Here is a 17,772-nt window from a genome sequence, read left to right on the forward strand (position 1 = left end):
AGAGGTTTTAGTCTTATTTTCAATTTTTATTGTAACAAAAAATAAAGTGCTTCGTCTTGATTATATAACCGACCAATTAAAACGTCACAATGAACCAAGTTGAGTTTGTAAATCTTATAGCTCCTTTTAAGGATAAAGTCTTTAGGCTGGCAAAGCGATTGCTCGTTAGCACAGAAGAAGCTGAAGATGCGACACAAGAAGTTTTGGTCAAGCTTTGGGATAAGAAACAGGGATTGGACAAATACAACAGCGTTGAAGCCTTTGCCATGACAATTACAAAAAATTATTGCTTAGACCAATTGAAATCAAAAAGAGCCGGAAACCTGCAGATCGTACATAATAATTTTACAGACCGGCAGCCCTTGATGCAGCAACAGCTTGAAGATTCAGACAGCTTAACCTGGGTCGAAAAGATTATCAACGAGCTGCCCGAACAGCAAAGGATGATCGTTCAGTTTCGGGATATTGAACAATATGAATTTGAAGAAATTGCCAAAATGATGGATATGAATGAAACCGCAGTGCGAGTTGCGCTTTCAAGAGCAAGGAAGACGATTAGAGAATTTATGACAAAAACACACAGTTATGGAATTGGATAGAAAAGAAAACAGAATAGAATTATTATTAGAAAAATACTTTGAGGGAGAAACCTCTATTGCCGAGGAAAATGAATTAAAACTTTATTTTTCGTCTGCAGATGTTGCGCAGCATCTGGAACAGTATAAGGCAATGTTTGGCTATTTCTCTTCAGCGAAAGAGCAAAAGTTTGAGCAAAAGATTCCACTAAAATCTAAGACACAAAAAGTGGCGTGGCTTTCTATTGCAGCATCTGTTGTGATTTTGCTGGGAATGTTTACATTCTACAATCGAAGCATCAATCAAAGTGAAGATTTAGGTACCTATAATGATCCTGAAAAGGCATTTGAGGAAACCCAAAAAGCACTGAACCTGTTGTCAAAGAACGTGAATGTAGGCGTTGAAAGCATGCAATACGTTAAAGAGTACCAAGATTCAAAAGATTTAATATTTAAAAATTAGAAAAAATGACAAAATTTATAGTTACCCTAGCATTAGCCTTAGTTCCAGCCTTATTTTTTGGACAATCTGCATTTGATAAATTCGACGGTCAAGATGACATTACATCTGTAGTCGTGAATAAAAAAGCATTCGAGATGCTTGGAGAAATCAAGACCGACGTGAAAGAAAAAGAAGTGGCAAAATACATGAAGATGGCTGACAAGATTGATAATTTCAAAATGTTCTCGACTTCAAGCATCAAAAAAGCAGCAGAAATGAAAACAGCTTTTGATGCCTACAGAAAAAAAGAATCTTTGGAAGAATTAGTACGAGTGAATGACAAAGGAAAGAATGTGCAGATTTATATGAAATCAGGCAATTCATCCTCTAAAGTAAAAGAATTGCTTATGTTTATAGAAGGCGGCGATAGGAAAGGTGATGAAACTGTCTTAATTTCGCTGACTGGAGATATCGACTTGAGCAACTTAGACGGTCTGTCTAAATAAAAAAGTGCATACAAAATAAGTAAATACAACTAAAATGAAGAAGTTTTTAATAACAGTAGTCCTAGCATTAATGCCGTCCGTGTTTTTTGCGCAGTCAGCTTTCGATAAGTATGATGGGCTCGATGAAGTGACAGCAGTTATCGTAAACAAAAAAATGTTTGAAATGATGGGAAGTGTCAAGTCCAACGACAAAGAGGCGCAGCAATACATGAGCCTTGTCAAAAAGCTTGATAATTTGAGGGTCTTCGTGACATCGAGCCCGAAAATAACTTCTGATATGAAACTGACTTCAAGCAAGTATCTTAAATCTGCTGCGCTGGAAGAGCTCATGAGAGTAAACGACGGTGGCAAAAACATCAGGATTTATGTCAAATCAGGCGGAAGCGCGACCAAAGTTAAGGAACTGCTGATGTTTATAGAAGGCGGAGGCAAAGATGAAACTGTCTTGATGTCCTTGAAAGGAGATTTCGACCTTAATGATGTTTCGGCATTGACAGACAATCTTCCTGGCGGAGATGCCCTAAAAAAAGGATTAAAAGGTTCTAAAGGACCAAAAGGATCGAAAGGTCCAAAATAATCAGACTATGAAAAGATTTTCACTACTTACAGTTTTATGCCTCCTGTTGGCAAGCTGCAACTCAGAGCCAACATTGCAGCAATATTTTGTAGAGAATACCGAATCGAAAGACTTTATTGCTCTTGATCTTACGACAGATATACTAAAGTTGAATAAAGCAAAAGTATCTGCTGAAGAAAATGCGGCACTTGAGACTTTGAAAAAGATGAACATTTTGGCTTTCAAGGCGGATGAAAAGAATCCGGCTAAATTCGAGACTGAACGTACCAAAATCAAAGGCATCTTGAAAAACGAAAAGTACCAGGAACTGATTAAAGTCAATTCTGGGAAAGAAGGCGGTGCCGTTTATTTTGTCGGCAAAGACGATGCGATTGACGAGTTTGTCCTTTTTGCAAATAAAAATGATGCTGGCTTTGCGGTAGTGAGGGTTCTTGGAGATAACATGACACCGACGTCTATCATGACAATGCTTTCTGTACTAAAGAAAGCAGATCTGGACATCGAGCAACTAAAGCCATTGCAAAAGATGGTGCCCAATTAAATTAGGTTAGTAGTTAGTTAATGAAAAAAGCGATCAAAATCTGGTCGCTTTTTTATTTTTTACGAAACTCTTGCTTGAAATATTTAAAGGGAACTATGAGCATGCCAAAACATTCTCCTTCTTCTTTGCCGATATGTTTGTGGTGCATTTTGTGCGCCCTTCTCACGGCTCTTGCATAGCTGTTGTTGGCATTCCTGAACAGCTTGAACCTTTGGTGGATAAAAATATCATGTACCAAGAAATAAGCACACCCATACGCAAAAATGCCCAATCCGATAGCCAATCCAATCTCTAGGATGTTGTTTTGCCAAAGCAGAAAAAAGATGATGCTGATTACCGCATAGATGATAAAAAAAGCATCATTCCGTTCAAACCAAGAATCATGATCTTTTTTGTGATGGTCGGCATGGAGATTCCAAAGAAAGCCATGCATAATATATTTATGGCTAAACCATGCCATGAATTCCATGAAGCAGAAAGTAAGGATGAAAACGAATATATGAATCCACATAACTAAATCTTTTATATGATATTCAACTTATAACTGAAATAACATTTAGCGAAAAGGCCTAATTTTTCATAATCTGGAACACGAATCCGCGCATTTTTTATCTCAGCCGACGGTGTTTTCTTTAGCTTCTGCAATAGCTTTTTGTAATAGACGTAGGCCGTATATACTCCGAGTTTTGCTTCTAAAGGCAATTTTGTGATTCCTTCATAGCCGGATTTGAAATCATTTTCGATATCAGCAATGATCTGGTTTTTTGAAGCTTCATCAAGCCTGTTGAGGTTTGTATTCGGAAAATAGGTACGGCTCAGATTCTCAAAATCAGCTTTCAGGTCTCTAAGGAAATTGACTTTTTGGAAAGCAGAACCTAATTTCATAGCACTCTGTTTCAGCTCTTCGTATTTGGCCGTGTCGCCTTTTACAAAAACCTTAAGGCACATCAATCCCACGACATCAGCAGAACCGTAAATGTATTCCTCGTATTCTTGAACGGTTTTGTATTCTGTCTTTACCAGATCCAATTTCATACTTTCTAAAAAAGCCCTGATTAAGTCTACGGGAATATCGTATTTTTTTACGGTATGCTGAAAGGAATTCAGCACCGGATTCAGGCTGATACCGTCTGCTAAGGCTCGAAAAAGATCTTTTTCGAATAAATCAAACAGCGTATTCTTGTCGTACTCATGGAAGCTGTCTACGATTTCATCGGCAAAACGCACGAAACCATAAATATTGTAGATGTCCTGACGGATTGTAGGCGAAAGCATCTTTACGGCCGTAGCGAAAGAAGTACTGTAAGACTTGGTTACGTTCCTGCTGCATTCAAAAGAAATGATGTCAAAAATAGCTTTCATGAGTGGTGGTGGTTTGCAATTTTATACTGTATTCTTATCAATCAATTCAGAAACTAATTTCCCCGAAATCAATGCAGGAGGAACTCCTGGGCCTGGAACGGTAAGCTGTCCGGTAAAATATAGGTTCTTTACTTTTCGGCTTTTTAGTTTTGGGCGTAAAAATGCGGTCTGAAAAAGCGTATTCGCCAATCCGTAAGCATTTCCTTTATATGAATTGTATTCCTTTATAAAATCATTGACACAAAAGGATTCCTTAAATATAACACTTTTTCTGACATTTTGTTCCGTCAATTTTTCAAAACGGTCCATGATTTTCTCGAAATAAGTTGCTCTCAATTCTTCGCTATCTTCAATTCCTGGGGCTAACGGAATCAAAAATATTCCTGCTTCTTTTCCTACAGGCGCTGCTTCCGCATCGGTTTTTGACGGAAAGCTGGCGTAAAACAACGGCTCGTCAGGCCATTTCGGATTATCATATATTGCTTCGGCATGCCTGTCGAAATCTACATCGAAAAACAGCGTATGGTGTTCAACGTTTTCTATTTTCTTATCAAAACCTACATAAAACAGGAGCGAAGAAGGAGCAAAAGTCTTTTTAGCCCAATAGTCTTCTGTATAGGCACGGTCTTTTTCATCTAGCAACGTTTCAGTATGATGGTAATCGGCGCCGCTTAAGATGATATCTGCTGCTATTTTCTCTCCATTGATAATCAGCCCTTGGGCTTTTCCTTTTTCAACGATAATCTTTTCAATCGTACAGCTCGTATTTATTTCGACATCGAGTTCTTCAGCCAGCTTTTTCATGGCCAAGATTACCGAATACATTCCGTTTTTCGGATGCCAAGTTCCCAAACCGAAATCAGCAAAATTCATAAAGCTGTAGAAAGAAGGCGTATCCGACGGCTTGGCTCCTAAAAACAATACCGGAAATTCCAGTATCTGGATCAGCTTTTTGTTTTTGAACCGTTTCCGAATGTCTTTCGAGATGTTTCCAAAGAACTGTCCTATTTTTTTTGCCGTTTCGGGCGTAATCAATTCCAAAGGCGAAACCCCTGGGCGATAAACGAGATCTTTTATGGCGATATCATAATTGCTTTGGGCTTTTGCCATAAAGCTTCTCAATTGTTTTGCGCTTCCTTTTTCAATCGTTTCAAACGTAGCGGCTATTTCTTCGAGATTGTCTGCTATGGTCACAAAATCCTTGATTCCGAAATAAACGCGATACGCCGGCGACAGCTTTGTAAGCTCATAATAATCGGATGGTTTTTTGCCGAAATCAGCAAAGAACCGCTCAAAAACATCAGGCATCCAATACCAAGTAGGACCTATATCAAATGTGAAACCTTCTTTTTTTAATTGCCTTGCTCGTCCACCAATAGTCGCATTCTTTTCATAAATGGTAACCGTATGGCCTTGTTTTGCCAAATAGCAAGAGGCTGCTAAGGCAGAAAAACCAGAACCGATAATCTTGATATCTTTATGCATATTGTTTAACAAATATATAAAATTGATAAACAAAATTGTAGCTTTAAGAAATAATTATAGTTTGTTTAAGACTTCCTGCATACTAAAGTATACGGATATTTGGGAGGTGAGGTTTTGTGCAGGAATATACTTGGCCAATTTTCCTAAAATCCATAGCTCGGATTTCTTATCAGTTAAAATTTCTTCCTGTATTGTTTTTATATAGCTGGCCGTTTCTTCAATTTCGGGAAAGACCGTCCAATAGCTAACAAAAACGGTAGTGTCAAAAAGATTGGTCAGGTCTTTTAAATTTTCGATTGGAATTGACTGTCCGAGGTAAATGGTCTTGTATCCATGGAAAAGGATTTCATAATTGAGATAGATCAGTCCAAGCTCATGGATTTCGTTTTGTGGAAGATACAGTATAAAGACCTTGTCTTTTTTGGCGGGTTCTAAAATCTGAAGCTGCTCGATACTGCTCAACAGTTTCTGCCGAATAAGGTAGGATATAAAATGCTCATGTGAAGGCGTAATCGTTCCGGTTTGCCAAAGAATCCCAATCTCATTCATCAACGGAATGAAGATTTCGGTGAAGACTTCGCGGAATGATTTTTCGAAAAGCAACTTGTTATATGTCGTAAAAAATAAAGTCTGGTCAAAATTCATCATTGCCATTTTAAAAGCATTGATTGCATGGTTTTTTGCGCTTTTGTCAGAAACAATTTCTTGTACCAGCTGTGGAATTTTTTCAGGCGGGAATTTAGATATTTTAGAAATCTTATACCCGTGGCTATGCAATAACGTAATATTGAGCAGCTTCTGGAGATTTTCAACATCATACAAACGAATGTTTGTAGTAGTCCTCATCGGTTCCAGAATATTATATCTTTTCTCCCAAATCCTTATGGTATGGGCTTTAATGCCTGATAAATTCTCCAAGTCTTTGATGCTGAAAACACTTTTAATGCTGTTCATTGTTTTTGATGGTTTGTTAAACAAAAATAATAAAAAAACGCAACCTAAAGAGTAGATTGCGTTTTTATAATCTTCAGCAAAGTAGTTTATCTGTTGCTGTTAACAGCATTCGTAATGTTTGGATTCGCGTCAATTTCTTCTTGCGGAATCTTAAGCTCGAATCTCTTGCGTCGGCAGTCACATGCGACCCCACAGCCATTCTTATGATTTCTTATTAAAACTTTTATTGGATGACATGGAAGATTATCAAAATTTCGCTGTTCATAAAATCTCCAAGCTTGAAATTATTTCAAATATAAAGAGTGCTTTTGTGATTAGGAGCATAAAGGAAAGTCCGGTAATCAACTGCTTGTAAATAAAGAGAAAGAGCTTCAATATAGAAATTGCTGATATTGAAATCAGATTTATCCATATAAATATTTATATGTTTCTATATGTTTATGTACTTTTGTCCTGTTCTTTTTATCACAAGACTTATACTTGTGATTGCATAAATTAATATATGATGGACAACAAAAAAATAGAGAAGATATCCAAAGCCTTGAGCGATACAAGCCGAATTGCTATTTTACAGCAAGTAAAGAAAAAGCATGAAGGTCTTTATTGCGCTGAGGTTAACGATTTGTTGGATCTCACGCAGCCTTCTGTTTCCCATCACCTAAAACAATTGGTCGAAGCGGACCTTCTTATCCCTGAAAAAGAAGGACGAAACCTCAAATATTCGCTGAACCAAAAAGTACTTGACGATTATATCGCATGTCTTAGTAGTCTTAAAGGATAGGATTATCCTAAAATTAATGATTTTTTTACTTTATATTAATAGAAACATTTAAATATTTGAATTAATGAATAAATCGATTTATATAATGGCTCTGGGAGCCTTCGGGATAATTACTACTGAATTTGGCGTGATTGGAATCTTGCCTACGCTGGCGAAAGAATTTCAAGTTTCTATTGATACTGCTGGCTGGCTTTTAAGCGCTTTTGCATTGACAGTAGCCGTAGCTGGTCCTTTTACGACAATGCTAACAGCGAAGATAAACCGCAAAACAATTATGTGTGCTGTTTTGGCGATATTCGTAATTTCTAACTTGCTCTCAGCCATTTCTCCTAATTTCACGATGTTGATGATTGCCCGTATTGTGCCTGCTTTCTTGCATCCTGTTTTTTGGGCCGTATCCATGTCGGCCGCCGCAAAACAAGCAGGACCTAAAGATGCGCCGAAAGCAATTTCGGTAGTTATGGCGGGTCTTAGTGTAGCGACTGTGTTAGGTGTGCCGATAACGACTTATATGGCTGATTTGTTTGATTGGAGAGCTTCCTTTATTTTAGCTGGAATCATTAATCTCGTTGCTTTTGCTGCCTTGGCGCTTTTTGTGCCATCCATGCCAGTAGAAGAGAAGCCATCTGCAGAAAACCAAGTAAAAGTATTAGACAAGCCACAAGTTTGGTTCAAGCTTTTCACGTCGCTAATTATAGTAGCAGGAATGTTTGCAACGTATGGTTACTTGGCAGAATATATGAACAAGATTTCGCACATGAACGGTACTGAAATCAGCATCATGCTCTTGGTTTTTGGAGTTACGGGTATAGTAGGGAATTGGCTTATGGGAATCGCGCTCAGCAAAAACGTAGCGCTGACAAACCGATTGTTTTTACTTTCTTTGATAGCTATCCATTTACTAGCCTACCAGTTTGGCGGCGCTTTTGTTCCAATGGTTATTATTATTTCTGTGTGGGGTTTCATACACACGGGCGGCTTTTTGTCGGCTAATATCCATATCATAGACGGCGTTCCTCAACAAGCACTCGAAAGCGTAAACAGTTTGATGCCTTCTTTCTTTAATGCGGGTATTACATTAGGAGCTTTACTAGGTGGTTTTATTATTGCACGATATGGCATCCATGAAGTGATCTGGCTAAGCGTGCCGTTGCTTTTATTGGCATTCGGATTTACTTTTATTACGCTAGATAAGAAACAAAAAACAATTGAAGCAGAAGAAACAGAAGAACTAAAACCAGAGCCTGTTCAAGCAGTTTCTTGTGAATAATGTTCTAAACTAGATATAAAAAAGCCTCAAACGAGGCCTTTTTTGTTATTGCACTATTGCTTTTCAAAAGTAGATTCGGTACCATCGGCGGCAATAACTCCGTCGAATAAAATGAATTTATTCTCAGATAAAAGCATATATAGCTTTTCTTCGTTGTTGAATTTAATACTGTAGTTGGCCTTGCGGTTATTTACAGGTACATCCTTTTCAGGCGTAACGGTAAAACTGCCACTGAGTACTTTTTTGCCATCGCTGTATTTTTCGAAATTCTGTCCGTCAAACTTGAAAGAGTTCCCATTGCCGGGCTTAAAATTAGGATCTACTCCTCGAACTTGTATTCCTGCTACATGCCTGAGTTCCCATGTTCCGTCTAATTCAGGTCCTGTTGCTTTTTTTTCGCAGCTTATGATCGTAAAAAGTACTATCATGCTTAAAGTTAATCTAAAAATGTTTTTCATAGAATTTTTATAAATGTTAGCAATCCACCAAATTAAGCAAAATAGTGTCAGCTTTTACATAGAGAATGGGAGTTAGATTATTGTTGATCGGAAATCTTTTCAGGCTTTTTCTTGCCGAAGAAATCAAACGAATCCAGCCTCAAGATATACGATAGCTTAAAATTTCCTGAGTATAAGCCTACATTCGAATTTTTATTATCCGAGAAAGCAGAAAATATGGCATTACTGACGTAGGATAATCCGATAGACCAGTCTTCTTTATTATATCCTACAGCAATTCGCGGAAATAGCGTTGGATAAGCTTCTATTTTCCGCTTGCCGAAAGTATTTAGTCTTTCGGATCCTACGTTGATTCCAACGGTAGTAGAAGCACTGGCAAACCATTTATTGTTGATTGCCCATAGATAGGCGTAGCCGCCGCTTACACCAAACTGGAAATTCCGCAATGAATTTTTTTCTTTGTGGACGAAGGAGCTGTCCGACTCAATTTTTGTAAAATAAACGCCACCACCAATCAGAAAGCTTCCGGCCGATTTCAATTGTTTTTCACTTTGGTTAAAAGCGGCTTTATAAGAGAATTTTTTGTTATTGAAAACATATTGTCCATACGCACCATATTGCTGGATTTTCAGGTCAGGGTAGAGCTCGATGTTGTTGCCGTCATCATCTGCAGTATAAAATCCTCGGTATTTTTGAATAAAGACATCGATGATGATTTTTTTTCCATAATTATGAATTTGAAGATCTAATGCCTTGGTTTTTCCTTTATCTTTCTCTCTCATAAAATTGAAACCTTGGCCGTAGCTTACATTGACAATAGTGTTATTCAAGGAAAACCCTAATCCGATATTGGGCGGATTATTCGGCATGAATCTTTTAGATTCTTCGGTACCCGTCTGCTGTTCCATCGAAAGGAAATTCTTTGCAAGATAAGTCATTACCGAAAATTTATGCTCGTAAGGCTTGATATAAGTACTGTCGCGCTGTCCGCTACATAAGCAAGGCATCTTAAAAACCAAGAAAAGAAGAAAATGCAGCTTCATGTAGTAGTAAACGTAGATTTGTTGTCTTGATTATTTGTTGTGAGAAAAAATCTTCATAAATGTAAGAAATGCTACTTTGTTGGAGTAGAATGTAGCGTACTATTTTAGTCTTAAATGAAAAGTAGGAGCCATCCAATTAGCAACATAAAAAAGGACAAACCAGAAGAATTCTGATTTGTCCTAGATGTGACCACGGTGGGATTTGAACCCACACGCCCTTACGAGCACCACCCCCTCAAGATGGCAAGTCTACCGTTTCTCCACGTGGCCTAAAACAAAAAAAGCCAAACACTGCTGTTCGACTTTTTGTGACCCGACTGGGGCTCGAACCCAGGACCCCATCATTAAAAGTGATGTGCTCTACCGACTGAGCTATCGAGTCATTACATTCAAGAAATCTAAAGTCATTTTGTGACCCGACTGGGGCTCGAACCCAGGACCCCATCATTAAAAGTGATGTGCTCTACCGACTGAGCTATCGAGTCATTTAATTTCTTGAATGCGGGTGCAAATATAAGGCCTTATTATTTATTTTTCAAAGCAAATTTGTTTTAAATTTGTCTTTTTTTAATAATCTTTCATAATGCCTTAATTTATAAGGATTTATTTCGATGACAAAAATTATTTTATTGGGTTATATGGGTTCTGGAAAGTCAACAATTGCCAATTTGCTGTCTGAAAAAACTCAAATCAGGGTTTGCGATTTAGACAAAATCATCGAAGAAAGGGTTGGAATGTCTGTAAAAAATATATTCGACCAGAAAGGAGAAATCTATTTTCGGAAGCTGGAGCACCAAATATTTAAAGAATTAATCTCTTCTGATGAACAGATGATATTGAGCTTAGGCGGCGGAACTCCTTGTTATGCCAATAACCACGAAATGCTTAATGGAAGCAATATAATTTCTTTTTACCTAAAAGCTTCGATTGAGACGCTTTTTAGCAGGTTGCTTTCTATTAAAGATAATCGTCCGCTTATAGCAGAGCAGGAAAAAGAAGAAATGAAGGAGTATATTGCCAAGCATCTTTTTGACCGAAGCTATTACTACAATCAAGCGACGCATGTCGTGGTTGTCGATAATCAATCTCCTGAAGAGGTTGTTTCAGCTATTTCAAAGATTTTAGCTTAAGTAAGCATAATCTTCTGTATCTTCAAAAACAACCTGAACGTGCTCTTGTAAGGAAGTAGATAGCGAAATTCCCTTGAAATCGGCTTTCACGGGATATTTTTTATGGTTTCGGTCTACAAGTACGGCGGTTTTGAATTTTTTCAAAGGAACGTCCAAAAAATGCTTTACGCCATAGGCCAATGTAGTTCCAGAGTTAAGCACATCGTCAACAAGAACAAGCCCTTTGTTTTCGTACTGCTTTTTTTCTAGAGAAGTGGTGATTTCGTTATGAGGATTTTGTTTGTCGATATAGACTTCGCATAGCGATACTTTTAGATCGGCTATTTGGTTGACTTTCTGAGCAATCTTTTCGGCAAAAATGTAGCCGTTTTTAGCAATTCCGGCAATAACAATTTCTTCTTCATCCACAAAAGTTTCGTATATCTGATAAGCGATTCTTAGGATTTTGTGTTCTATTTCTTGATTGTTAAGAATTATATTTTTGCTCATTTTGATTTATTTTTTCCAAAGATAAAAAACGGTTTGTTTCTTTAGGCGATTGAAGGTAGATTTATATATCATCTAAAGGTTAAATGCTATTCTGTTTCGTCTTCTTCGAAATCCAAGCTAAAGTCTTCCAGATCCCTGCGGTCTTTTTTAGTTGGCCTTCCTTCGCCATGTTTTCTATAATGTTCTTTAGATAGCTTTAAAAGCTCTAGATGCTGGAATGATTCGATTGGGGTTTCATCTTTTCTATACATATCAACCAGCTTGGCGCCAACGCGGTTTTGGGGAATATCGAGCACGGTTATCGTGTGTGTGATTTGGTCTTTCCTGAAGGTAATCTTGTCTGTCGGAAATACTTCTTTGGAAGGTTTGGCGACCTGTCCGTTTACTGTAATGTGGTTCTTTTTGCAAGCCTCGGTTACCATATTGCGCGTCTTGTAATATCGAATGCACCATAAGTATTTATCTACTCTCATACTAAAACTTAAAATCTAAGTTAATTTATTTACAAAAATAAATCAAAATTGTATCTTGCGCCTCTAAATTCAATAATAATGACCAGAATTAAGCTTTTTTTTATAGCTATAGTTTCAAGTACAGTACTTTTCTCTTGTAAAAAGGATGATGATTCCGCAAGCGTTGTCCCGCCTAGAGACAGAGCTACACAATATGCATCAGACATTGCGGATATAGAGAGTTATCTGAAAACGCATTATCTGACAGTTACTACAGATGCTAATAACAATCCAATTCCAGCCATTACCGCAATTCCAGAAGGAGGGTCACAAGTTTCTATTTGGAATCAGACAGAGTATCCGTTGCAATTTAAAATGGTGAAAAACGATTTAAGAACTTACAGCACTGCCGATCCTATAGTAGGAAAGCTTATTGAAGATCCGGTTGAATATAAATTGTATTATATAAAAATAAGAGAAGGTGTTGGCCAGCCTGCGCGATTGCTAGATTCTACATTGGTTACTTATAAAGGACATCTTTTAGATGGTACTCAGTTTGATTACAGACCGAATCCGATTTGGCTTTCTCAAGAACGAGTGGTTTCTGGATGGAGAAACTTGATGACAGAATTTAAGACAGGAAATGCAATCGATGATCCTTCAAATCCTGGAGGTACTTTGTTGACAGATTATGGAGTAGGGCTTCTGTTTATTCCTTCTGGACTAGGTTATTATAACAGCCCTCCATCGGGTTCTTCTGTTCAAGCATATTCCCCTCTAGTGTTTAATTTAAATCTGCATTCTGTAAAATATACGGATGCTGATGGCGACGGAATTTTGTCTTATCTAGAAGATTTGAACGGCAATGGTAATTATTACGATGATGATACAGACGGTGATGGTATACCTGACTTTTTAGATGTTGATGATGATGGCGACGGTACAAGGACAAGGACAGAAATAAAAGATAGTTTTGGTAATTTGTATCCGTTTGATCTGATACCAAATTGTGCGGGAACGACAGGAGGTTTAAAAAGATATTTAGATCCTAGCTGCGAATAAGATAAAAGTTAAATAAAAAAAATCCCGCTCATTGAGCGGGATTTTTTTTATTATGAAGAATATTATTTTCTTTTAATTACTCTTTCAGCAGCTTCAACAATAGCTTGATTGTTAAGCTTGTATTTCTGCATCAGTTGATCTGGTGTTCCCGATTCGCCAAAGCTGTCATTTACGGCAACAAATTCTTGCGGTGCAGGATAGTTTAACGACAAAACTCTTGCTACACTTTCGCCTAATCCGCCAAGCATGTTATGCTCTTCAGCAGTCACGATACATTTTGTCTTAGCGATTGATTTTAAGATAGCTTCTTCATCAAGAGGCTTAATCGTGTGGATGTTGATTACTTCCGCCGAAATTCCTTTAGCTTCTAACGCTTCAGCAGCAACCAATGCTTCCCAAACTAGATGTCCGGTAGCCACAATTGTTACATCAGTTCCTTCGTTAAGCAATACTGCCTTTCCGATTTCGAAAGTTCCGTTTTCAGGAGTAAAATTTGGAACAGATGGACGTCCGAAACGTAGATAGACTGGTCCGTGATGCTCTGCAATTGCAATAGTAGCCGCTTTAGTTTGGTTGAAATCGCAAGTATTGATTACAGTCATGCCAGGCAGCATTTTCATCAGTCCGATGTCTTCAAGGATCTGGTGTGTTGCACCGTCTTCACCTAAAGTCAAGCCTGCGTGTGAAGCACAGATTTTTACATTTTTATCTGAATAAGCAACAGATTGACGGATTTGGTCATAAACTCTTCCTGTAGAAAAGTTAGCGAATGTTCCGGTAAAAGGAATTTTCCCGCCAATTGTCATTCCTGCCGCGATTCCAATCATGTTCGCTTCAGCAATACCTACTTGAAAGAAACGCTCTGGATGATTCTTTTTGAAATCGTCCATTTTCAAAGAACCGATCAAGTCGGCACAAAGCGCCACAACATTTTCGTTTTTTTGACCCAATTCGGTCAATCCCGCTCCAAAACCAGAACGAGTATCTTTATTTCCTGTATTTGTATATTTTTTCATTTTTGTCTTTTTGATATACGCAATAATAGCTGTGGCAATAAGCATAAGGCTAGTTGCTTAGCTTACTGCTTTTTAATAGTCGCTTTCGCCTTCACAATAATTTTGAGCCAAGGCAGTTGCCAGCTGTTCGTCATTTGGAGCTTTTCCGTGCCAAGCGTGGCTGTACATCATATAATCTACACCATTACCCATTTCGGTGTGAAGCAATACGCAAACTGGTTTTCCTTTTCCTGTTCTTGATTTTGCATCTGTCATTCCGGCAATTATTGCCTCGATATCATTTCCTTTTTCGATTTCTAGAACATCCCATCCAAAAGCTTCAAATTTAGCTCTGATGCTTCCCATGTTCAAGACCTCGTCGGTTGGTCCGTCAATTTGTTTTCCGTTTAAGTCAATTGTAGCAATGTAGTTGTCAACTTTATAAGCAGAAGCATACATCATAGCTTCCCAGTTTTGACCTTCTTGCAATTCGCCATCACCATGAAGACTGTAAACCAAATGTGAATCTTTATTTAGTTTTTTCGTCAACGCCGCTCCAATTGCAACAGACATTCCTTGTCCTAAAGACCCAGAAGCCATGCGGATTCCTGGCAGCCCTTCATGCGTAGTAGGGTGGCCTTGAAGGCGCGAGTTAATGTGGCGGAAAGTAGCCAATTCAGCTACAGGAAAATAACCGCTTCTAGCTAAAACGCTGTAGAAAACAGGTGAAATGTGGCCATTTGACAAAAAGAAGATGTCTTCGCCTTTCCCATCCATGTCGAAACCTGGCTTGCGCTCCATTAAATTTTGATAAAGTGCTACGAGAAATTCAGTACATCCTAGCGAACCGCCCGGATGTCCAGAGTTTACAGCATGAACCATTCGAAGAATATCTCTTCGCACTTGAATAGTTAAGTTGTTTAATTGTTGTGTGTTAGGTTTCATTCTTATGTGATAAATTTAAACTGGCGCAAAGATAATCAGATATTTGGATTTTTTGAGGTTTGAATTTTCAGATTTTCAGAAAGTTGTCAAGAGTTATGGGAGCGAAAAGTACAGAAATATTATTTTCTAAATTTTTCGGCTCAGGTAATCTTTGGCCTCGGCAATCAACAGGTCTATATTATGTGTATAGCGGTCAAGTGACCTGCTTTTTAGAAATAATTTCAAAGCCTTTCCGTATTCGCCTTTGTCCTGATGGTAAATGCCAAGATTCCGAAAATAATAAGAATTGTAAGGGTCAAGTTCAAAAGAGAGATTGAGGTCGTGAAGCCCTTCTTCGATACGCCCCAATTTGATTTTAGAAAGTCCCCTATTGTTATAGGAATAGGCAAAAGATTTGTCGATTTCAAGTGCTTTATCAAAGAAAGCAATCGCTTCTTCGTATTTTTCTAAAATATTTAAAGTATAGCCTTTATTGTTTAACGAATAGCTGTTCATAGGATTCAGCTTTAATGATTTGGCGTAGAATTTCATTGCCTTTTCATGATTTTCATAGTGCGAATAAATAAGGCCAAGATTGGAATAGTCTTCGGAGTTCATCGTAAAGCGCTTCTTGAATTCAGAAAAATAAACTTTGGCTTTAAAATAGTCTTTTAACAGGAGATGGCAATAAATAGCCCAACGATAGGTGTCCTGGTCTTGTAGGCCGCTGGAGAGAAGTGAATCAAAAAGAAAAGCTGCTTCTTTGTATTGTTTTTGGTTGTATAAAGCTATAGCCTCAAAATATTGTTTGGGAAATCTTTTGTGTCGAAAAAGACGTACGAGCGAAGTGCCGTCGTTGTGACCGATTCTTCCATCATGGAGGACTATGGAACGCCTGCTGGGAATAATATTTTTTAGGAAATCAAAAATTGAAAGCAACAAGAAGACCAAGAAAAGAAAAGACATGAAATCAGTGAGCTTGAGGGCAAAAGCCATATAACAGGAAACTATCCCAATAGAGAGAGAAGCAAGCGGGCCTGTTAAGGTATAGATGATTTTTTTGTTGATGGAGATATTACTGGCATGCGGAACACAAAGGCCGCCTTTCCATTTAAAAAGATTGTATTTGATCCAGATTTCCAGCTTGCCGACAGCGAATCTAAAACTCTGTTCAGTATCGCCATAGGAACCGAGGAATATCGTAGCACGTTCGCGCGTCATCAAAATGGCGGGAATTGCGTGGCCTAGCTCATGAAAGACCGTGAGCAAAGGCCTTGTTATTAGAAGTATAGCAAGCAATTCAGCCATCAATTGTGTTTTCATTGTCTATCAGGATTTGGCAGGGGAAATGCTTTTGGGGGTATCACATTCGGGTCTAAAAATAGCAATAAATTTTTTCTCAAGACAAATGCTCTTTTGGAACTTAAAAAACTGAAAGTAAACATTTTTTTGTGAAAACAGAATGGCTCTAGGATATGATGTTAAATTAAATCATAAATCTAAAATGATAAATTGTAAATAAATTATCTTTGCCTCCCGAAAGTTTGGGATAAAGAGAAAAGAATGAAATTTGAACTATTACAAAATGATCCGAATTCAAAGGCAAGAGCCGGGAAAATAACTACGGATCACGGCGTTATCGAAACGCCTATTTTTATGCCAGTTGGGACGGTTGCTTCCGTAAAAGGCGTACACCAGAGAGAACTGAAAAACGATATCAATCCTGATATTATTTTAGGAAATACCTATCACCTCTATTTGAGACCTCAAACACAGATTCTTGAAAAAGCGGGAGGGCTCCATAAATTCATGAACTGGGACCGCAATATCTTGACCGATTCAGGAGGCTACCAAGTATATTCGCTTTCTTCTAACAGAAAAATAAAAGAAGAAGGTGTAAAGTTCAAATCTCATATCGACGGTTCGTATCATGTTTTCACGCCGGAGAATGTCATGGAAATCCAAAGGACAATCGGTGCAGACATTATCATGGCTTTTGACGAATGTACGCCTTATCCATGCGACTACCGTTACGCTCAACGCTCTATGCATATGACCCACAGATGGCTTGACAGATGTATTAATCATTTAGACAAGCTTCCTTATAAGTATGGGTATGAGCAGACATTTTTTCCAATCGTACAAGGAAGTACCTATAAGGATTTACGTCAGCAGTCGGCAGAATATATCGCAAATGCCGGAGCGCAAGGAAATGCGATAGGAGGGCTTTCTGTAGGAGAGCCAGCCGAAGAAATGTATGCAATGACCGAAGTCGTTACAGAAATTTTGCCAAAAGACAAACCGAGATATTTGATGGGAGTGGGTACTCCTATTAATATTTTAGAAAATATTGCGCTCGGGATCGATATGTTCGATTGCGTGATGCCGACCAGAAATGCTAGAAACGGAATGTTGTTTACAGCACATGGCACAATTAATATAAAAAATAAAAAGTGGGAAGATGATTTCTCTCCGCTTGATGAAATGGGACATACTTTTGTCGATACTGAATATACAAAAGCGTATCTACGCCACCTTTTTGCCGCAAACGAATATCTTGGAAAACAGATTGCCACTATCCATAACTTAGGTTTTTACATGTGGTTGGTTCGTGAAGCAAGAAAGCATATCTTAGCAGGAGATTTCCGAGTTTGGAAAGAAATGATGGTGAAGCAGATGGATCAAAGGCTGTAATTGACAGCCAAACTAAACTAACTATCTACAAG

General features: G+C 38.1%; 21 protein-coding genes, 3 tRNA genes and 1 pseudogene. 11 read left to right on the plus strand and 14 right to left on the minus strand.

The features are described from left to right. The first annotated feature begins 89 nt into the window (after positions 1–89). Genes GGR22_RS16530 through GGR22_RS16550 form a run of 5 tightly spaced genes read left to right on the plus strand, consistent with a single transcriptional unit; the run spans position 90 to position 2,641 of the window. Entirely contained in the window at positions 90–599 is a 510-nt protein-coding gene (locus GGR22_RS16530) for an RNA polymerase sigma factor (RefSeq protein WP_121377528.1), read from the plus strand. Beyond that, on the plus strand, positions 586–1,038 hold the full coding sequence (locus tag GGR22_RS16535; protein WP_121377527.1) for a hypothetical protein: 453 nt from the start codon (positions 586–588) through the stop codon (positions 1,036–1,038). Before GGR22_RS16530 ends, GGR22_RS16535 begins: the two co-directional genes overlap by 14 nt. A gap of 5 nt (positions 1,039–1,043) precedes the next feature. Then, positions 1,044–1,523: a DUF4252 domain-containing protein gene (locus GGR22_RS16540; protein ID WP_182494551.1), complete on the plus strand. Its 480-nt coding sequence runs from the start codon at positions 1,044–1,046 to the stop codon at positions 1,521–1,523. Between the two features lie 34 nt (positions 1,524–1,557). Next, positions 1,558–2,100, plus strand: coding sequence for a DUF4252 domain-containing protein (locus GGR22_RS16545; protein ID WP_121377525.1), 543 nt, complete (start codon positions 1,558–1,560; stop codon positions 2,098–2,100). 7 nt (positions 2,101–2,107) lie between these two features. Then, a complete protein-coding gene (locus GGR22_RS16550) occupies positions 2,108–2,641 on the plus strand; it encodes a DUF4252 domain-containing protein (protein WP_182494552.1) in 534 nt (177 codons plus the stop codon). 52 nt (positions 2,642–2,693) lie between these two features. Here GGR22_RS16550 and GGR22_RS16555 read toward each other — a convergent pair whose 3' ends face one another. From GGR22_RS16555 to GGR22_RS16570, 4 genes are read right to left on the minus strand one after another with little or no spacing between them, the layout of a single operon-like run. After that, a complete protein-coding gene (locus GGR22_RS16555) occupies positions 2,694–3,152 on the minus strand; it encodes a sterol desaturase family protein (protein WP_182494553.1) in 459 nt (152 codons plus the stop codon). 11 nt (positions 3,153–3,163) lie between these two features. After that, positions 3,164–4,003: a phytoene/squalene synthase family protein gene (locus GGR22_RS16560; protein WP_182494554.1), complete on the minus strand. Its 840-nt coding sequence runs from the start codon at positions 4,001–4,003 to the stop codon at positions 3,164–3,166. 21 nt (positions 4,004–4,024) lie between these two features. Beyond that, positions 4,025–5,488, minus strand: coding sequence for a phytoene desaturase family protein (locus GGR22_RS16565; protein WP_182494555.1), 1,464 nt, complete (start codon positions 5,486–5,488; stop codon positions 4,025–4,027). 54 nt (positions 5,489–5,542) lie between these two features. Beyond that, entirely contained in the window at positions 5,543–6,442 is a 900-nt protein-coding gene (locus GGR22_RS16570; RefSeq protein ID WP_182494556.1) for a MerR family transcriptional regulator, read from the minus strand. A 202-nt stretch (positions 6,443–6,644) separates the two neighbouring features. On the opposite strand from GGR22_RS16570, the pseudogene GGR22_RS16575 reads away from it, so the two are divergent. The 3 genes and pseudogenes from GGR22_RS16575 to GGR22_RS16585 form a co-directional block, all read left to right on the plus strand. After that, a pseudogene (locus GGR22_RS16575) lies at positions 6,645–6,797 on the plus strand (Lrp/AsnC ligand binding domain-containing protein); the annotation flags it as partial. 147 nt (positions 6,798–6,944) lie between these two features. Continuing rightward, complete coding sequence (locus GGR22_RS16580; RefSeq protein WP_245982631.1) at positions 6,945–7,223, plus strand: ArsR/SmtB family transcription factor; 279 nt, start codon at positions 6,945–6,947, stop codon at positions 7,221–7,223. A 64-nt stretch (positions 7,224–7,287) separates the two neighbouring features. Next, the gene (locus tag GGR22_RS16585; protein ID WP_182494558.1) at positions 7,288–8,493 is read left to right on the plus strand and encodes an MFS transporter; all 1,206 of its coding nucleotides are present in this window, start codon (positions 7,288–7,290) and stop codon (positions 8,491–8,493) included. 53 nt (positions 8,494–8,546) lie between these two features. Here GGR22_RS16585 and GGR22_RS16590 read toward each other — a convergent pair whose 3' ends face one another. From GGR22_RS16590 to GGR22_RS16610, 5 genes are all read right to left on the minus strand, one after another. Continuing rightward, entirely contained in the window at positions 8,547–8,951 is a 405-nt protein-coding gene (locus tag GGR22_RS16590) for a hypothetical protein (RefSeq protein WP_182494559.1), read from the minus strand. Positions 8,952–9,028: 77 nt separating this feature from the next. Further along, entirely contained in the window at positions 9,029–9,994 is a 966-nt protein-coding gene (locus GGR22_RS16595) for a DUF4421 family protein (RefSeq protein WP_182494560.1), read from the minus strand. A 187-nt stretch (positions 9,995–10,181) separates the two neighbouring features. Then, positions 10,182–10,264 (minus strand) — tRNA-Leu (locus GGR22_RS16600). A gap of 39 nt (positions 10,265–10,303) precedes the next feature. After that, positions 10,304–10,376 (minus strand) — tRNA-Lys (locus GGR22_RS16605). 30 nt (positions 10,377–10,406) lie between these two features. After that, positions 10,407–10,479: transfer RNA gene (locus GGR22_RS16610), tRNA-Lys, on the minus strand. Positions 10,480–10,605: 126 nt separating this feature from the next. On the opposite strand from GGR22_RS16610, the gene GGR22_RS16615 reads away from it, so the two are divergent. Then, a complete protein-coding gene (locus tag GGR22_RS16615; protein ID WP_182494561.1) occupies positions 10,606–11,124 on the plus strand; it encodes a shikimate kinase in 519 nt (172 codons plus the stop codon). On the opposite strand, the gene GGR22_RS16620 is transcribed toward GGR22_RS16615, so the two are convergent. Next, positions 11,116–11,613 carry a phosphoribosyltransferase family protein gene (locus GGR22_RS16620; RefSeq protein WP_121377514.1) on the minus strand — a complete coding sequence of 166 codons (498 nt, stop codon included), beginning with the start codon at positions 11,611–11,613 and terminating at the stop codon, positions 11,116–11,118. The two genes, GGR22_RS16615 and GGR22_RS16620, sit on opposite strands and share 9 nt — an antisense overlap. 86 nt (positions 11,614–11,699) lie before the next feature. Next, complete coding sequence (locus GGR22_RS16625) at positions 11,700–12,086, minus strand: RNA-binding S4 domain-containing protein (protein WP_121377513.1); 387 nt, start codon at positions 12,084–12,086, stop codon at positions 11,700–11,702. Between the two features lie 78 nt (positions 12,087–12,164). On the opposite strand from GGR22_RS16625, the gene GGR22_RS16630 reads away from it, so the two are divergent. Next, on the plus strand, positions 12,165–13,127 hold the full coding sequence (locus GGR22_RS16630) for an FKBP-type peptidyl-prolyl cis-trans isomerase (RefSeq protein WP_121377512.1): 963 nt from the start codon (positions 12,165–12,167) through the stop codon (positions 13,125–13,127). Positions 13,128–13,189: 62 nt separating this feature from the next. On the opposite strand, the gene GGR22_RS16635 is transcribed toward GGR22_RS16630, so the two are convergent. The 3 genes from GGR22_RS16635 to GGR22_RS16645 all read right to left on the minus strand — a co-directional run bounded on the left by GGR22_RS16635 (position 13,190) and on the right by GGR22_RS16645 (position 16,369). Continuing rightward, a complete protein-coding gene (locus GGR22_RS16635; protein WP_182494562.1) occupies positions 13,190–14,143 on the minus strand; it encodes a transketolase family protein in 954 nt (317 codons plus the stop codon). A 72-nt stretch (positions 14,144–14,215) separates the two neighbouring features. After that, the gene (locus GGR22_RS16640) at positions 14,216–15,067 is read right to left on the minus strand and encodes a transketolase (RefSeq protein ID WP_182494563.1); all 852 of its coding nucleotides are present in this window, start codon (positions 15,065–15,067) and stop codon (positions 14,216–14,218) included. 126 nt (positions 15,068–15,193) lie between these two features. Further along, positions 15,194–16,369 carry a tetratricopeptide repeat protein gene (locus GGR22_RS16645; protein ID WP_182494564.1) on the minus strand — a complete coding sequence of 392 codons (1,176 nt, stop codon included), beginning with the start codon at positions 16,367–16,369 and terminating at the stop codon, positions 15,194–15,196. Positions 16,370–16,609: 240 nt separating this feature from the next. Here GGR22_RS16645 and tgt point away from each other — a divergent pair, with 240 nt between their 5' ends. Next, on the plus strand, positions 16,610–17,740 hold the full coding sequence (gene tgt / locus GGR22_RS16650) for a tRNA guanosine(34) transglycosylase Tgt (RefSeq protein ID WP_121377509.1): 1,131 nt from the start codon (positions 16,610–16,612) through the stop codon (positions 17,738–17,740). The last annotated feature ends 32 nt before the right edge of the window (positions 17,741–17,772 follow it).

The organism is Flavobacterium gossypii (assembly GCF_014138495.1).
Taxonomy (GTDB): domain Bacteria; phylum Bacteroidota; class Bacteroidia; order Flavobacteriales; family Flavobacteriaceae; genus Flavobacterium; species Flavobacterium endophyticum.

What these genes read in the sequence shown, in the direction of transcription:
- GGR22_RS16530 (WP_121377528.1), top strand. Translation starts at nt 90, where the DNA reads ATGAACCAAGTTGAGTTTGTAAATCTTATAGCTCCTTTTAAGGATAAA.
- GGR22_RS16535 (WP_121377527.1), top strand. Translation starts at nt 586, where the DNA reads ATGGAATTGGATAGAAAAGAAAACAGAATAGAATTATTATTAGAAAAA.
- GGR22_RS16540 (WP_182494551.1), top strand. Translation starts at nt 1,044, where the DNA reads ATGACAAAATTTATAGTTACCCTAGCATTAGCCTTAGTTCCAGCCTTA.
- GGR22_RS16545 (WP_121377525.1), top strand. Translation starts at nt 1,558, where the DNA reads ATGAAGAAGTTTTTAATAACAGTAGTCCTAGCATTAATGCCGTCCGTG.
- GGR22_RS16550 (WP_182494552.1), top strand. Translation starts at nt 2,108, where the DNA reads ATGAAAAGATTTTCACTACTTACAGTTTTATGCCTCCTGTTGGCAAGC.
- GGR22_RS16555 (WP_182494553.1), bottom strand. Translation starts at nt 3,152, where the DNA reads ATGTGGATTCATATATTCGTTTTCATCCTTACTTTCTGCTTCATGGAA.
- GGR22_RS16560 (WP_182494554.1), bottom strand. Translation starts at nt 4,003, where the DNA reads ATGAAAGCTATTTTTGACATCATTTCTTTTGAATGCAGCAGGAACGTA.
- GGR22_RS16565 (WP_182494555.1), bottom strand. Translation starts at nt 5,488, where the DNA reads ATGCATAAAGATATCAAGATTATCGGTTCTGGTTTTTCTGCCTTAGCA.
- GGR22_RS16570 (WP_182494556.1), bottom strand. Translation starts at nt 6,442, where the DNA reads ATGAACAGCATTAAAAGTGTTTTCAGCATCAAAGACTTGGAGAATTTA.
- GGR22_RS16580 (WP_245982631.1), top strand. Translation starts at nt 6,945, where the DNA reads ATGATGGACAACAAAAAAATAGAGAAGATATCCAAAGCCTTGAGCGAT.
- GGR22_RS16585 (WP_182494558.1), top strand. Translation starts at nt 7,288, where the DNA reads ATGAATAAATCGATTTATATAATGGCTCTGGGAGCCTTCGGGATAATT.
- GGR22_RS16590 (WP_182494559.1), bottom strand. Translation starts at nt 8,951, where the DNA reads ATGAAAAACATTTTTAGATTAACTTTAAGCATGATAGTACTTTTTACG.
- GGR22_RS16595 (WP_182494560.1), bottom strand. Translation starts at nt 9,994, where the DNA reads ATGAAGCTGCATTTTCTTCTTTTCTTGGTTTTTAAGATGCCTTGCTTA.
- GGR22_RS16615 (WP_182494561.1), top strand. Translation starts at nt 10,606, where the DNA reads ATGACAAAAATTATTTTATTGGGTTATATGGGTTCTGGAAAGTCAACA.
- GGR22_RS16620 (WP_121377514.1), bottom strand. Translation starts at nt 11,613, where the DNA reads ATGAGCAAAAATATAATTCTTAACAATCAAGAAATAGAACACAAAATC.
- GGR22_RS16625 (WP_121377513.1), bottom strand. Translation starts at nt 12,086, where the DNA reads ATGAGAGTAGATAAATACTTATGGTGCATTCGATATTACAAGACGCGC.
- GGR22_RS16630 (WP_121377512.1), top strand. Translation starts at nt 12,165, where the DNA reads ATGACCAGAATTAAGCTTTTTTTTATAGCTATAGTTTCAAGTACAGTA.
- GGR22_RS16635 (WP_182494562.1), bottom strand. Translation starts at nt 14,143, where the DNA reads ATGAAAAAATATACAAATACAGGAAATAAAGATACTCGTTCTGGTTTT.
- GGR22_RS16640 (WP_182494563.1), bottom strand. Translation starts at nt 15,067, where the DNA reads ATGAAACCTAACACACAACAATTAAACAACTTAACTATTCAAGTGCGA.
- GGR22_RS16645 (WP_182494564.1), bottom strand. Translation starts at nt 16,369, where the DNA reads ATGAAAACACAATTGATGGCTGAATTGCTTGCTATACTTCTAATAACA.
- tgt (WP_121377509.1), top strand. Translation starts at nt 16,610, where the DNA reads ATGAAATTTGAACTATTACAAAATGATCCGAATTCAAAGGCAAGAGCC.